The organism is Maricaulis parjimensis (genome assembly GCF_016817355.1).
Classification (GTDB): Bacteria; Pseudomonadota; Alphaproteobacteria; order Caulobacterales; family Maricaulaceae; genus Maricaulis; species Maricaulis parjimensis.
Map to the genome: position 1 here is coordinate 471,307 of NZ_JADOTT010000001.1, position 12,755 is coordinate 484,061.

Genomic DNA, 12,755 nt, shown 5'->3' on the forward strand with positions numbered 1-12,755 from the left:
CAAGACGTGCAAACCCGCTTGCGCTTGCCCCGTCCGGTCGCCACCATGGCGCTGAAGAGGGGCCCAATCATGTCCGTAAAGCGTTCAATTTTCGTCCTTGCCGCCCTGGCCGGCGCAGCCAGCCTGTCGGGCTGCGTCATCTATGAAGGCACGGATGCTGTCTGCCCGCACGGTGACCCGAACTCACCGAACTGGCCCTATTGCGGCAGCGCGCCGCCCGGCGGCGCCCAGCCGGCTGACGGTTTTCCGAATTATTCCGAGGCCTTGGCTGACCCATCCGGCGCGTCTGCCGTCGATTGAGGCGGCGCAAAGCGGACAAGTACCGTGCCCGCCGCCGTTGGCGGTTCCCGCCCTGGCCCCAGAATGGTGAGCTTGCCACTGGCTGAGCGTGCCAGGACCAGGTCAGGATCGGGCCCAATATCCGCCAGATAGTCGGCCAGCGAATAGGTCTCGGTCAGCCGGGTCGTCCGGAAGCTCCAGCCTGACCACCAATCCCGGGCCAGGCTGTCATAGCCGCGACCCCGCCGGATCAAGGTCCGGCCCCGCGCCGTATAGGCAATCGCCCGCGGATCCTCATCGGGTTTTTCCGTATCGGCCCGGCCATCCAGTCCGGACACCTGGTAGACGCGCGACCGGCCCAGCTCGGGCGCATAATCCACACAGACCAGCGCGTTGTAGGCATCATTGGGCGAGACCGCGAGCAGCGCGGCGAACCGGCTCGGCTCCAACCGCCAGTCTGCGGCCTCGGACAGGACCTCGCCATAATAGACATCATGCCCGCTCAGCCGCGCCTCGCGAAGGCGGCGCCAGCTGGTATCGGCAATGGTGAGCGGGATGTCGGCTTTCTTCAGCGCATCAGCCAGGCCCAAACTCCAGGGGTTTGCCCCGACGATGAGCAAGCGTTCCGGTCCGCTGCGCGACAGGCCCAGCAGGCTGGCCAGCGGTGCCACGGAGAATCCACAACCCACAACGCTGACAAAAATGGTCGCAAAGACCAGCGGGGCGAGGATGAGCGCGTCCTCGCGGCCCACCTCCACCAGCGACACGGCCAGATGCCCGGCCGCCGCCGCGGCCACCACGCCGCGCGGTCCGATCAGACCGACAAAGACGGTTTCCTTGGCATCCAGTCCGGACCCCACCGTGGCCAGAAAGACCGAGAGCGGCCGCACAATCAGCATGAAAACCGCGATAAAGGCCAAATGCTCCCAGCCCAGCGCTGACAGATCGGACGGGGTGAGATCGGCTGCGAGAACCACAAAAACGCTGGCCACCAGGATGGAGGCGATGCCCTCCTTGAAGCGGCGCATTTCCTCGATCGAGGCCAGCCGGGAATTGGCCACGACCAGACCGAAAATCGTCACGGCGACCAGTCCGGTTTCGCTGGCTAGGGCGTCCGCGGTCGAGAAACACACCATTACCGCCGCCAGAACGAGCGGCGCTTTCATCGGTTCAGGCACCCAGCCCCGGCGGAAGGCCTGGGAGAGGCCGAAGCCGAAGGCAAAACCCAGCACAGCCCCGATCAGGGCGCCCATGGTCAGTGCGCCGGCCGCGCCCAGCCAATCCTGGCCCAGCGCGCTCTGACGGGCCGCCTCGAACACGAATACCGCCGCCAGGGCGCCGATCGGGTCATTGACGATGCCTTCCCATTTCAGCACCGAGGCAATTCGGGCGGGAAGCTTGGCCTGTCGCAGGAGGGGCAGGACGACGGTTGGTCCGGTCGTGGTCAGAAGAGCCCCGATCATCGCGGAGAGATCCCAGGCGAGACCGGCCACATAGTGCAGGGCCAGTGTCGCCCCGGCCCAGCCCAGCGGGAAACCGAGGAAGACGATCCGGCGCACAGGACCCGATGCATCCCGCAATTCCCGGAAATTCAGGGTGATCCCGCCCTCGAACAGGATGACCGCCACGGCCAGGGCGATCATGGGGCGCAGATAGCCGCCCCAACTGCCGGACGGTGACAGGAGCGGTGTGCCGGTGATCAGCGCAATACCGGGCCCCAGGATCAGACCAGCCCCCATCATCAGCACGATGGACGGCCAGCGCAGGCGCCATGCGAGCCATTGGGCGGCAATACCTGAACCGGCGATGAGCGCGATGGTCAGGGTGAGGTCAGGCGGGGCGTGGATCATGGGGCGTGTTGTTAGCGTGTTTCGAACACGCCGTCGCCATCGGGCGGCGAGAAAAAGCTGGGGAGGCTGAGATGACCGCACTACCGCAAGACATTCAACTGGCTTTGGTTTCTTTCCTGGTCGCGCTTTTCATTGGCGGCCCCGTCGCCCTGATCGGCGCCTCCAATATCGCGAACCTGGCCCAGCTGGCCGGTGCCTTTTTGCTGCGCCGCCGCCTGTTCTCCGGACTGGCCTTCAGCGTGCTGGGCGGAATGGGAGCATTGGGCGGCGGCCTGTTCGCTGCCTGATCCGGCCTGTCGCGGATAATTCATTCTCCTCAATGCCCGAGGCGCGCTAGCCTGCGCAAAACCGGGGAGATTTGATGATGAGACTGACCCTTCTGGCTGCCGGCTTTGCGCTTCTGACCGGCGAACCTGCCCTCGCGCAGGATGGCTCGCCCTGGGCGACCCTGGATGGGTCCGCCCCCAGGATCATCGCCCATCGCGGCGCCAGCGGGGACCGGCCGGAGCATACGCTGGAAGGCTATCGCCTGGCTGTGGAGCAGGGCGCCGATATCATCGAACCCGATCTCGTCATGACCTTGGATGGGGTCCTCGTGGTCCGCCATGATCACTATCTCTCCACCACAACCAATGTCGCTGACATCCCCGAATTCGCGGACCGGCGGCGCGTTCAGGGTGAACGGGATGATTGGTGGGTGGAAGATTTCACCCTCGCGGAGATCCGCACACTACGGGCCCGTCAACCATGGCCCCAGCGCGATCACGCATTTGACGACCAATTCCTGATACCGACATTCGAAGAGGTTCTCGATCTGGCCGAGGAGCTGGGTGTGCCCACGGAGCCAGAGGTGAAGTCGCCCGGACATTTCGCCTCGATCGGCCTGGACCCGCTGCCTGAACTCGTTCGCATCCTGCGCGAGCGGGAATTGGACGGGGAGGATGCCGCCACAGCGATCCAGTGTTTCGAGCCCGACTTCCTGCGCCGGCTCAATGAGGAGGTTGATACACCGCTTCTCATGCTGGTCTTCGAGATGAATGAGCTGGATCCCGCCGCCATGATGGGCACGCCCACGGTGGCGCTGGCGGATGCCGCCGGATTTGCGGACGGGGTCGGCCCGGCCAAATCCCTCGTCATCAATGAAGACGGGTCCAATACGGGCTTCATCCACGAGGCTCATGAGCTGGGCCTGAGCGTTCACCCCTGGACCTTCCGGGATGATGTCCCGATGAATCCGGACCGCGGTGTGGAATGGGAGCTCCGCCAGGTCATGCGTTTCGGCGCAGATGGGGTCTTCACCGACTTTCCGGCCACGGGCGTCCGGGTTCGGACCGAGGTCGAAGCCGCTTTCGAATAGGTTCAGTCGCGGGTATGGGCAAAAAGAAAGGCGTGGAGCTTGCGCCCCACGCCCTCTTGAATCCGGAAATCCGGCAGACGCTTAGTCGGCGTACTGCAGGTTCACCGCCTTCGGACCCTTGCCGCGACGATCCGGCTCGGTTTCGAAGGAGACTTTTTGTCCGTCATTCAGACCCGGCAGACCAGAAGCCTGGACTGCAGAGATGTGGACGAACACGTCATTGCCGCCCTCATCCGGGGTGATAAAGCCAAAGCCTTTGCTTTGGTTGAAGAATTTGACCGTACCTGTGGCCATAGGGGGAACCTTCCCTGTTGCCCTGCGTGCGGGCATAAGCACTGTCCGACAACGGCGCCCCGCCATCGGTATTACGGACGTAAAAGTCGGGGAAGGCTGAAGTCTATGTGTCCGTTGCGAACGAGGTCGCAGGGTAGGCGATCAGAATTCCGTCCGGCCTCTTCAGGCCGCCCGTCCCGATTGTTATGCGCACGGATTGCCCTGCAAGGCAAATGAAACTCCTGTGGCATGCAATCACGGCTCGGTCATAATCAATCTGCGGTCCGGTGCATGCGGGCCGAGCTGAAGGACACCGAACCGGACATGGCCCGCCGTCGATTTCTTGATCGCACCCATCGCCGTCGCGAACAAAGCGCTGAAAAAGGTCGCGGATTCAACCCGGCCGGCATGATCCGCCTGGCCGGTTTCGGCGCAGCCCTGGTGGTCGGCATTGCCGTCTATATCGGCTTCCACCGGCAGGGTGAGACCATTTATGACGGGCGCTGGGGCGCGCTGGAACGCCTGATCCGCCCGCTTTTCCTCGGCTTTACCGCGCTCGACCTGATCGTGCTCTGCCTGGTCGGTCTGGTCGCCTGGCGGATCTGGCAGCGCATGTCGCGTCGCGGCTGACCGGCTCAGCTCTGGTTCGCGTCGAGCAATTCCACCAGATAGCCGTCCGGATCCTTGGCGAAGCCCACGATGAATCCACCCACTTCCGGCGCCGGTTCCGGCTCACGGATGATAAGATAGCCCGCAGCCCGGATCTTGTCGGCAACCGCCTTGGGGTCCTCGAGCCTCACCACGATCTTCACCGGGTTGTTGGCATAGTCCCGCGTGGAACCATCGGTCCAATGCATCAGGACCAGGGATGAGCCCCCATCCGGATAGAGCAGGACAATCTCGTCCATATGGCTGAGCGAGAAATCCATCACCCGCTTCATGCCCAGAAGTTCGGTGTAGAAGGCATTCGAGCGCTCCAGATCGCTGACGCCAATACCAAAACCATAGACCGAGGGCCTGACGCCCTTGGCCGCATCCTTGTCTGCCATGTTGGAATGTCCCCCGTTTGCGCGTCTTCCCCGGCTCAGAAATTATCGGAATTGCGGACATGCCGCATCGCGTCGGCGGCCGTATTGGTCGGCTCCGAAGACCCCGGACCACGCCCGGCCTTCCCCTTGCCGAGGACCAGCATCACCACGACGAAGAAACCCATGAAGGCGACCCCGGCCGCGAAGAACACGCCAATCAGTACGAGCGGATCCATGCATTCCTCCCTGCCTGCACCCCGCAAGCTTAGAATTTTATGCCTCGCAAATCCATGGCATCTGTCGCTCACCGCAAAAACCGCCTAGCCAGCACCGGCTCAGGCGTTTATGTGCACCGCGACGTCCCGGATAGAGTTCCGGGCATGCAGAGAGGTCAAACATCATGGGTGTGAAAGTCGCGGTTTTCGGTGCAACGGGCGCAGTGGGCAAAGAGATGCTCACGATTCTGGCGGAGCGGCTGTTTCCGGCAGACGAGGTTTTCGCTCTGGCCACCCGAAAATCGATGGGCGTTGAGCTCTCCTATGGTGAAAAGACCCTGCGCTGCCAGGATGTCGAGACCTTCGACTTCTCCAAGGTCGATCTCGTCCTGATGTCCGCCGGCGGCGGCCCTTCCAAGGAATGGGCACCAAAGATCGCCAAGGCCGGCGCCATCGTCGTCGACAATTCCTCGGCGTGGCGGATGGACCCGGACGTGCCGCTGGTCGTGCCGGAAGTGAATCTGGACGCCCTGGAAGGGGTGAAGAAGAAGGGAATTGTCGCCAATCCCAACTGCTCCACCATCCAGCTCGTCGTCGCGCTCAAACCGATCCATGACCGGGCCGGGATCAAGCGCGTGTCCTGCGCCACCTACCAGTCGGTCTCCGGGGCCGGCCAGGAAGGCATGGACGAGCTGTGGACCCAGACCAAGGGCATTTATGTCAATGACACGCCCACCCCGACCAAATTCACCAAGCAGATCGCTTTCAATGTGATCCCGCACATCGACGTCTTCATGGAAGACGGTTCCACCAAGGAAGAGTGGAAGATGACGGCGGAGACCAAGAAGATCCTGGACACGAAGATCAAACTGTTTGCGACCTGCGCCCGCGTGCCGGTCTTTGTCGGCCACTCCATTGCCGCCCATCTGGAGCTGGAGGATGAGCTGTCGGCCGACGAGGCGCGTGACCTGCTGCGCGAAAGCCCGGGCCTGATGGTGATCGATAAGCGCGAGGATGAAGGCTATATCACGCCGGTGGAGTGCGTCGGCGAGTTTGCGACCTTTGTCTCCCGCGTCCGCGAGGACCCGACGGTCGAGAACGGCCTGGCCCTCTGGGTCGTGTCTGACAATCTGCGCAAGGGTGCGGCTCTCAATGCCGTCCAGATTGCCGAAGGTCTGCTCAACAAGGGGCTGCTGAAGGCCGACTAGGCGCCCGTCATACCGGTTATGCAGGACTGGCGGCTCGCAATTGGCGGCGGCACGCCCTAACTGGCCTGACAGGCTGACAGGGAGTGCCGCCATGAGCACGGGTTCGAACACGACGCAGACCGATATCCGGCCCGCTCTGGCCGCCGGGTTTTCGGCCTATCTCCTCTGGGGCCTGTCACCGCTTTTCTTCCATCTGCTGGATTTTGCCGGCGCGGTTGAGATCATCCTTCACCGGGTGATTTGGGCCGTGCCGTTGCTCCTGACAGTTCTTGCCATTTCGGGCAAGATCAAAGCGGCCTTCACCGCCATTCGCGATCCGCGGACCCTGCTGACACTCCTTGCCACTTCTGCGCTGATTTCCGTGAATTGGTGGGGGTTTATCTTCGCCGTGAATACGGGTCACGTGCTTCAGGCCTCGCTGGGTTATTACATCAATCCGCTGATGAGTGTGGCGGTCGGCGTCCTGATCCTGCGCGAACCGCTCGGCCCCCACCGGATCGGCGCCATCGTGCTGGCGGCCCTTGGCGTGATGAACCAGGTTCTCACCGTCGGTGAAGTGCCCTGGCTCTCCCTCCTGCTGGCCACCAGCTTCACCGCCTATGGCTATCTGCGCAAAGTCGCTGCCGTCGACGGACGGATCGGCCTGTTCTGGGAAACCGTCTTCATCCTGCCCATCGCCGTGATCGGCCTGACCATCATCAATGCGAACGGTCAGGGACATTTCCATGAGAGCCCGGTCCAGGCCCTGCTCCTGATGGCCTCTGGTCTGGTCACCGTCGTGCCGCTTCTGCTCTACACGATCGGGGTGCGCGGCCTGCACCTGTCGACCATGGGCCTGCTTCAATTCCTGGCACCAAGCCTGCAATTCATCATCGGTGTGGCCGGCGGCGAGCCCTTTGCCCTGGGCAATCTGCTGACCTTTGCCCTGATCTGGGGCGGCGTGGCCCTGTTTGCCTGGTCCACCCTGCGCCGCAACCTCAAACCCGTTGTCTCCCCGCCCGAATAGGCGTCGGAACCGCTGCGAGGCTTGACCCGACGGGACGACGCCCTTCATCTGGCCGCTCAGGACCGGGAACCCAAGCGGAGAGCCCTCAATGTCAGCTGACCTGCCGGAACCGAAGCGCGTTCGCACAAACGGTATCGAACTTTGTGTTTATGAGGCGGGCCCCTCGGACGGACCGGCCGTGCTTCTGGTGCATGGCTGGCCGGAATTGGCCCATTCCTGGAAACACCAGATCCCGGCCCTGGCCGAGGCAGGCTACCATGTCATCGCTCCCGACCTGCGCGGTTTCGGGGGTTCAGACTGCCCCCCGGATGCCGCCGACTATGGCATCGACACGCTGATTGCCGATCTGACTGGTCTGCTCGATGCGTTCGGTCACGAGACGGCGATTTTTGTCGGCCATGACTGGGGCGGGATCATTGTTTGGCATGCCGCCATGCTGGCGGCCGAGCGGGTCGCCGGCGTGATCGGCGTCAACACGCCCCACCTGCCGCGCGGATCGGAACCCCCGCTCACAGCATTCCGGGAAACCGGCGGAGACGATCACTACATCGTCCGTTTCCAGGAAGAAGGCTATGCGGAAAGCCGGTTCGAAGGACGGGAGGACGACTTCTTTGCCTTCATGTTCGGGCGGCCCCTTTCGGCAAAGAGCGCGGAAAAGGCCCTGCCGCGTGTGTCGCACCTGCCGCGTCTGTTCGAGCATTTCAAGGGCCGCGACGAAGCGGAAATTGTTGTGCCGGCCGCAGAAAGGGCTGTCTACGCCGACGCTTACCGCCGGACCGGGTTTGCCACGACAATCCACATCTACCGGAATTTCAATGCCAATTGGGAACGCATGGGCGGTGTGGACCACCGCCTCGCCATGCCCTGTCTGATGATTTCGGCGGACCGTGACGTCTTCCTGCCTCCCGCCATGACCCGCTGGATGCCCGCTCTCTGCAAGGATGTGGAAATGCACACGATCGAGGGCTGCGGACACTGGACAATGTGGGAAGCGCCCGACAGGTTGAATACGCTTATGCGAGACTGGCTGGGGCGACGGTTTCCAGCTAGAATCTGACGATTGGCGCGTGTTGGAGGCGTTTGATGGGGCAAGGGGAATGGAGTCTGGACGCCGAGCGGCGGCTCGCGGAGATCACCTTCCGCCCTCAGCAAACCCTGCTTGAGCTGCGCGATGACATCGCCGCCCTGCCGGATGTTGACGGATGGGACCCGGATTTCGATGTCATTTTCATCATCCCGGACAATGCCGCCCTGGACACGTTCACGCCCGAGAACCTCGCCGCTCACCAGGAATTCATGCGCGGCTGGAATGCCGAACACCGCAATGGTGACGCACCAAAAACGGCGCTGGTCTGCTCCAATGATTTGAAACGTGTCATCCCGCATTTGTGGGAAGCGATGAACCGGCAGAACTGGAAGACGAGTATCGGTGTCTTCCCCACCCGTCAGGAAGCCCTGGCCTGGTTGGGCAAGACCCGGTGAACCTCCGCTAGAACTGGTCGAACAGAAGTGTCCGCCCGTCCGGATCCTTGATCATGAAGTGCGCCGGTCCGCTATCGTCTTTGATTTCGGCACCCTCGGCGCGACCCAGATCCTTCAGATGCGCCAGGATCGCCCGCGCATCCTTCGGATTGAAGGTCAGCACATCGTCTTCGAGCATGCCCTGGAACAAGCCGATCTTGGTGTCCCCGTTCTGCAGGATGACCCAGTTCTGCGTCAGCTCCCCGCCGACGACTTCAAAGCCGAGCGCGACATAGAATTCGAGCGATTTGAGTATGTCCTTGACGGCCAGCGAGACCGAAAACTGTCCCAGATCCATGGAAAATCCCCACTTGCTTCACAGCGAGGCTAAAGGGATTGGCCCGTATTGTCTGCATAAAGCGAAATTACGGCAAGGCCGGCTACAAACAGGAATAGGCCGCGTCGATCAGCTTCACCGGGCGCGGATCGCCAGCGAGATAATGCATCTGCCGGTTCATCACATAGGCGCCGGTCAGGCGCTTGACCGGATCGGCGAAACCGCAGGACCCGCCCCAGCCGGAATGCCCGACCGTCTCCGGCGTCGGACCATAAAAGCCCGGCGTGACATTGCGCATGACACCCGCACCCCAGGACAGTTCGAAAGGCAGGACCTTGTCTTCGCCGCGCACCCGTTCCGATACCAGGGCCTCCAGCGTCGCCGGACCGATGAAACGTTTGCCGTCCAGCTTGCCGCCTTCGGAATAGACATCCATCAGGCGGGCAATGGCACCGGCCGTGGCATGGGCATTTGCGGCCGGAAATTCGGCCTTGCGCCATTCCGCGGCCCCGCGACGGCCCGGCGATGACCAGGCTTTGCCGAAGGCCAGCTGGCGCGGCAGGGTCATCTCACCCAGATCCGGCAATTGACGCGGCATGGCATGTTCCGCCGCGCGGCCATGCTCGCTCTCCGGCAGGCCGACATGGAAGTCAATCCCGGCCGGCCCGCAGATATCCTCGCGCAGAATGGCGCCAATGGAACGGCCATCCGTGCGCCGTGCCAGGGCATCCGCGATGAAGCCGAAGGTCACCGGGTGATAGCCCGACCCCGTCCCCAGCGGCCAGAGCGGTGCCTGACGCGCAAGACGATCCTCGATCAGGGCGGCATCAAACCAGTCGCCCGCATCCATTTCCTCGGCAATGCCGGACAGACCGGCCTGGTGGGACAAGGCCTGGGCAACGGTCACGCTCGACTTGCCACCCGCCGCAAATTCCGGCCAGTAGTCCGCAACGCGGGCTTCATAGTCGAGCAGACCCCGGTCCACGAGCTTGGCCATGACCAAGGCGGCAATGGCCTTGCCGGTTGAGTAGACCGGCACCAGCGTATCGGCCTCCCAGTCGCGCGATTTCTTGCGATCCGCCCAGCCGGCATGGATATCCACCACGGTCTCGCCTTCGAGCCGCAGGGCGAAGCCGGCGCCGATCTCGTCAAACTCGGACCAATTGGCAAGGAAGGCCTCCGCGACCGGTTCGAAACCGGTGGCGACATGGCCGTGCAATTCGGGAAGCGTGTCGGTTGTCATGCCTCTTGGCTAACGCCGCCCGCGGAGTGGATCAAGCGATGTTCGCGGCACCTACAGTGAAGGCGTCGGCCCGTCATCCACCCGCATCAACCGGTCGGCCGCGGCCCGGGCAAAGCGCAGGGTCAGGGCCTTGCGCCGGGCAGGGGCCAGGGTCAGGGCCGGGCTTTCGCGCACAACGGCCCCACCAAACCCGTCCGCCACGATCAGGCCGGCATGCTCGGGGATCAGCTCATGGGGAAAGCGCTGGGAGACGGCAAAATAGATCCGCTCGCAATAGCCTTGGTAGTTTTCCCACTTATTGTCGGCCCGGAAGTCGGCAATGCCCGACTTGATCTCCACAATTGTCATCTCACCCTTGCGGCCGATCGCCATCAGATCGGCGCGGCGCCCGTCGGGCAGGATGAATTCGGGAATGGCGGAATAGCCCATCTGCCAGAGCAGGCGTGCCGCCCCGCGCATCAGCGCCTGGGCGTCATCAATGTCAGGATTGGAGGCGGAGGCAACGTCAGACAGGTCCATTCGCCCAGCATGTTCCATATTTGTTCACCTGACAAGCCGGTCAGGCGCAGCCTATATCTCGGCGCATGACCGATATTGCCGACCTCATTGCCCCCTCGCTCGAGGATTTCGAAGACCTCGCTGCGCAGGCCTTCAACAGCCTGCCCGAAGCTTTCCGCGCCCTGTGCGGCCGGGTGGAGGTCTTCGTCGCCGATTTCGCCGACAGCGAAACCCTTCGCGAGCTGGGCATGAAAGACCCGTTCGAACTGACCGGGGTCTATATCGGCATTGACCTGACCCAGAAATCCGTCAGTGACCCGTCCGGCGAGCCGGACCGCGTCATCCTCTATCGCCGCCCCATCCTGGATGAATGGGCCGAACGTGGCGATTTGCCTCTGGGCGAGCTGGTCACCCACGTCCTCGTCCACGAAATCGGCCATCATTTCGGCCTCTCAGACGACGACATGCACGCGATCGAGGATCAGGTCTGAGCGAGAATTCGCTCCACCCAGCGCGGCACAGCTTCGCTGGCCGGGCCGGACACCCGCTCATGGAATTGCGGTGAGGTTTCTGTTTCGGCCAGATTGATCTCGGTGAGACGGGCCCCCGCCTGCCCGGCCACCTGGGAAAAACCGGCCGCAGGATAGACCGTGCCCGATGTACCAATGGCGGCGAAATGCGTGCAGGTCTCCAGCGCCTGGAAGATGACATCCATTTCCAGCGGTATCTCGCCGAACCAGACCACATTGGGCCGCAGGAAGCCGGGCTGGCTGCAACGCGGACAGGCTGTGTCCGTGCCCAGCCCCAAAGGCGCCTCCATCACGGAGTGGCAGCCCAGACAGCGCATTTTCTTGAGCTCGCCATGCATGTGGATCAGACGCTGCGAACCGGCCTGCTCGTGCAGATCATCGACATTCTGGGTGACCAGAAGGAAATCCCCGCCCCGCGCCAGCCAGTCCCGCTCCAGCCGCGCCAGCGCCTCATGGGCGGCATGCGGCCGGGCCGCTGCGAGATTGCCGCGCCGCGCATTGTAGAACTCATGCACGCGTCCCGGCTGCGCCGCGAAGGCTTCCGGCGTCGCCAGCGCCTGCCAGTCGAATTTCGCCCACAACCCGTCCGGATCGCGGAATGTACCCAGGCCGGATTCCGCGGAAATGCCGGCGCCGGTGAGAATGACGAGAGAGCCTGTCATGGTGGAAGTTAAGCGCGGGTCGGGCAGAAGGTGAAGCGCCGGCCCGGACAAATATCCGCGCAGTCCGGCGAGACCGTCATTCACCGGTCCGAAACCGTCATTGACCGATCCGCTCTGGCGCTTTTGGCGCAACCTATGTGACAGTAACGGAACAGGAAATTCTTGCGGAGTGAGATATGGTGATCAGTGCTGTCTGGCTGGCGATCATGGCGGCGGGCGGGGACACCCCAAGCTGCGAGGCGTCCATCGCATTGCAGGTCAAGACCGAGCTGGCCACGATCCATCAGGGCATGGAGATTTATTCCAGCATTCCCGAAGGCGACCGCACGCCGGATCAACAGGCCCTGCTTGAAACCACAATGGCGCTTCTGCAGGATCGCAATCGTCCGGTGACGCAGCGCGATCTGGACATTCTGGACCGGGCCTCGACCTATCTGTCCAGCGAGGCCGACTGGGATCGCGACGATGATCGCCAGTGCGACGAGACCGATACGCGCCGATCCATCTTCTGTGCCCTGTGGCAGGCCTCGCACGACATGTCAGGCGTGTATGAACACCGCCGCACGGCGCTGCAGGAAGTCCGCTTCATCATCCAGGACCGCAGTGCCGGTCGCGATTATGCCCACCGGATGCAGGACTATAACAATGATCCGGAGACCCGCTTTGCCGATGCCGTCTCCGCCCTGACCGAGGCACGGGCGAACCTCGCCGAACGTCTCGCCGGACAATGCCCGCCCGCCGACTGAGCCGTCTAGTGGGACAACAAAAAACCCCGCCGGTTTCCCGGCGGGGTTTTTGTCATCGCGGT

The 12,755-nt window shown here is 63.0% G+C and carries 18 protein-coding genes; 10 read left to right on the forward strand and 8 right to left on the reverse strand.

Features of this window, described 5'->3' with window-relative positions:
- The first annotated feature begins 69 nt into the window (after positions 1-69).
- Positions 70-300 carry a hypothetical protein gene (locus I0K07_RS02030; protein WP_203290995.1) on the forward strand — a complete coding sequence of 77 codons (231 nt, stop codon included), beginning with the start codon at positions 70-72 and terminating at the stop codon, positions 298-300.
- Here I0K07_RS02030 and I0K07_RS02035 read toward each other — a convergent pair.
- Positions 252-2,129, reverse strand: a complete 1,878-nt coding sequence (locus tag I0K07_RS02035) for a cation:proton antiporter (protein ID WP_203290996.1) — start codon at positions 2,127-2,129, stop codon at positions 252-254. The two genes, I0K07_RS02030 and I0K07_RS02035, sit on opposite strands and share 49 nt — an antisense overlap.
- A 71-nt stretch (positions 2,130-2,200) precedes the next feature.
- On the opposite strand from I0K07_RS02035, the gene I0K07_RS02040 reads away from it, so the two are divergent.
- Positions 2,201-2,416 (forward strand): hypothetical protein, encoded by a 216-nt coding sequence (locus tag I0K07_RS02040; RefSeq protein ID WP_203290997.1) that lies wholly within the window; start codon positions 2,201-2,203, stop codon positions 2,414-2,416.
- Positions 2,417-2,490: 74 nt separating this feature from the next.
- Entirely contained in the window at positions 2,491-3,486 is a 996-nt protein-coding gene (locus I0K07_RS02045; protein WP_203290998.1) for a glycerophosphodiester phosphodiesterase family protein, read from the forward strand.
- 81 nt (positions 3,487-3,567) lie between these two features.
- Here I0K07_RS02045 and I0K07_RS02050 read toward each other — a convergent pair whose 3' ends face one another.
- Positions 3,568-3,780: a cold-shock protein gene (locus I0K07_RS02050; RefSeq protein ID WP_203290999.1), complete on the reverse strand. Its 213-nt coding sequence runs from the start codon at positions 3,778-3,780 to the stop codon at positions 3,568-3,570.
- Positions 3,781-4,050: 270 nt separating this feature from the next.
- On the opposite strand from I0K07_RS02050, the gene I0K07_RS02055 reads away from it, so the two are divergent.
- A complete protein-coding gene (locus I0K07_RS02055) occupies positions 4,051-4,389 on the forward strand; it encodes a hypothetical protein (RefSeq protein ID WP_203291000.1) in 339 nt (112 codons plus the stop codon).
- 5 nt (positions 4,390-4,394) lie between these two features.
- On the opposite strand, the gene I0K07_RS02060 is transcribed toward I0K07_RS02055, so the two are convergent.
- Both I0K07_RS02060 and I0K07_RS02065 read right to left on the reverse strand, forming a co-directional pair.
- Positions 4,395-4,808: a VOC family protein gene (locus I0K07_RS02060; RefSeq protein WP_203291001.1), complete on the reverse strand. Its 414-nt coding sequence runs from the start codon at positions 4,806-4,808 to the stop codon at positions 4,395-4,397.
- A 35-nt stretch (positions 4,809-4,843) separates the two neighbouring features.
- On the reverse strand, positions 4,844-5,023 hold the full coding sequence (locus tag I0K07_RS02065) for a hypothetical protein (protein ID WP_203291002.1): 180 nt from the start codon (positions 5,021-5,023) through the stop codon (positions 4,844-4,846).
- A 164-nt stretch (positions 5,024-5,187) separates the two neighbouring features.
- Here I0K07_RS02065 and I0K07_RS02070 point away from each other — a divergent pair, with 164 nt between their 5' ends.
- The 4 genes from I0K07_RS02070 to I0K07_RS02085 all read left to right on the forward strand — a co-directional run bounded on the left by I0K07_RS02070 (position 5,188) and on the right by I0K07_RS02085 (position 8,698).
- Positions 5,188-6,210 carry an aspartate-semialdehyde dehydrogenase gene (locus I0K07_RS02070; protein ID WP_203291003.1) on the forward strand — a complete coding sequence of 341 codons (1,023 nt, stop codon included), beginning with the start codon at positions 5,188-5,190 and terminating at the stop codon, positions 6,208-6,210.
- Positions 6,211-6,301: 91 nt separating this feature from the next.
- Complete coding sequence (gene rarD / locus I0K07_RS02075) at positions 6,302-7,216, forward strand: EamA family transporter RarD (protein ID WP_203291004.1); 915 nt, start codon at positions 6,302-6,304, stop codon at positions 7,214-7,216.
- Positions 7,217-7,304: 88 nt separating this feature from the next.
- Positions 7,305-8,273 carry an alpha/beta fold hydrolase gene (locus tag I0K07_RS02080; protein ID WP_203291005.1) on the forward strand — a complete coding sequence of 323 codons (969 nt, stop codon included), beginning with the start codon at positions 7,305-7,307 and terminating at the stop codon, positions 8,271-8,273.
- Positions 8,274-8,299: 26 nt separating this feature from the next.
- Positions 8,300-8,698, forward strand: coding sequence for a hypothetical protein (locus I0K07_RS02085; protein ID WP_203291006.1), 399 nt, complete (start codon positions 8,300-8,302; stop codon positions 8,696-8,698).
- Between the two features lie 7 nt (positions 8,699-8,705).
- On the opposite strand, the gene I0K07_RS02090 is transcribed toward I0K07_RS02085, so the two are convergent.
- The 3 genes from I0K07_RS02090 to I0K07_RS02100 all read right to left on the reverse strand — a co-directional run bounded on the left by I0K07_RS02090 (position 8,706) and on the right by I0K07_RS02100 (position 10,776).
- A complete protein-coding gene (locus tag I0K07_RS02090) occupies positions 8,706-9,035 on the reverse strand; it encodes a VOC family protein (RefSeq protein ID WP_203291007.1) in 330 nt (109 codons plus the stop codon).
- An 82-nt stretch (positions 9,036-9,117) separates the two neighbouring features.
- Entirely contained in the window at positions 9,118-10,257 is a 1,140-nt protein-coding gene (locus tag I0K07_RS02095) for a serine hydrolase domain-containing protein (protein ID WP_203291008.1), read from the reverse strand.
- A gap of 51 nt (positions 10,258-10,308) precedes the next feature.
- The gene (locus I0K07_RS02100; protein ID WP_203291009.1) at positions 10,309-10,776 is read right to left on the reverse strand and encodes an MmcB family DNA repair protein; all 468 of its coding nucleotides are present in this window, start codon (positions 10,774-10,776) and stop codon (positions 10,309-10,311) included.
- 65 nt (positions 10,777-10,841) lie between these two features.
- Between I0K07_RS02100 and I0K07_RS02105 the strand changes: the two genes are divergently transcribed.
- Positions 10,842-11,246 (forward strand): metallopeptidase family protein, encoded by a 405-nt coding sequence (locus I0K07_RS02105; protein ID WP_203291010.1) that lies wholly within the window; start codon positions 10,842-10,844, stop codon positions 11,244-11,246.
- On the opposite strand, the gene I0K07_RS02110 is transcribed toward I0K07_RS02105, so the two are convergent.
- On the reverse strand, positions 11,237-11,947 hold the full coding sequence (locus I0K07_RS02110; RefSeq protein WP_203291473.1) for an NAD-dependent deacylase: 711 nt from the start codon (positions 11,945-11,947) through the stop codon (positions 11,237-11,239). The genes I0K07_RS02105 and I0K07_RS02110 overlap by 10 nt on opposite strands.
- Before the next feature lie 176 nt (positions 11,948-12,123).
- Between I0K07_RS02110 and I0K07_RS02115 the strand changes: the two genes are divergently transcribed.
- The gene (locus I0K07_RS02115; protein WP_203291011.1) at positions 12,124-12,693 is read left to right on the forward strand and encodes a DUF6197 family protein; all 570 of its coding nucleotides are present in this window, start codon (positions 12,124-12,126) and stop codon (positions 12,691-12,693) included.
- Positions 12,694-12,755 lie beyond the last annotated feature (62 nt).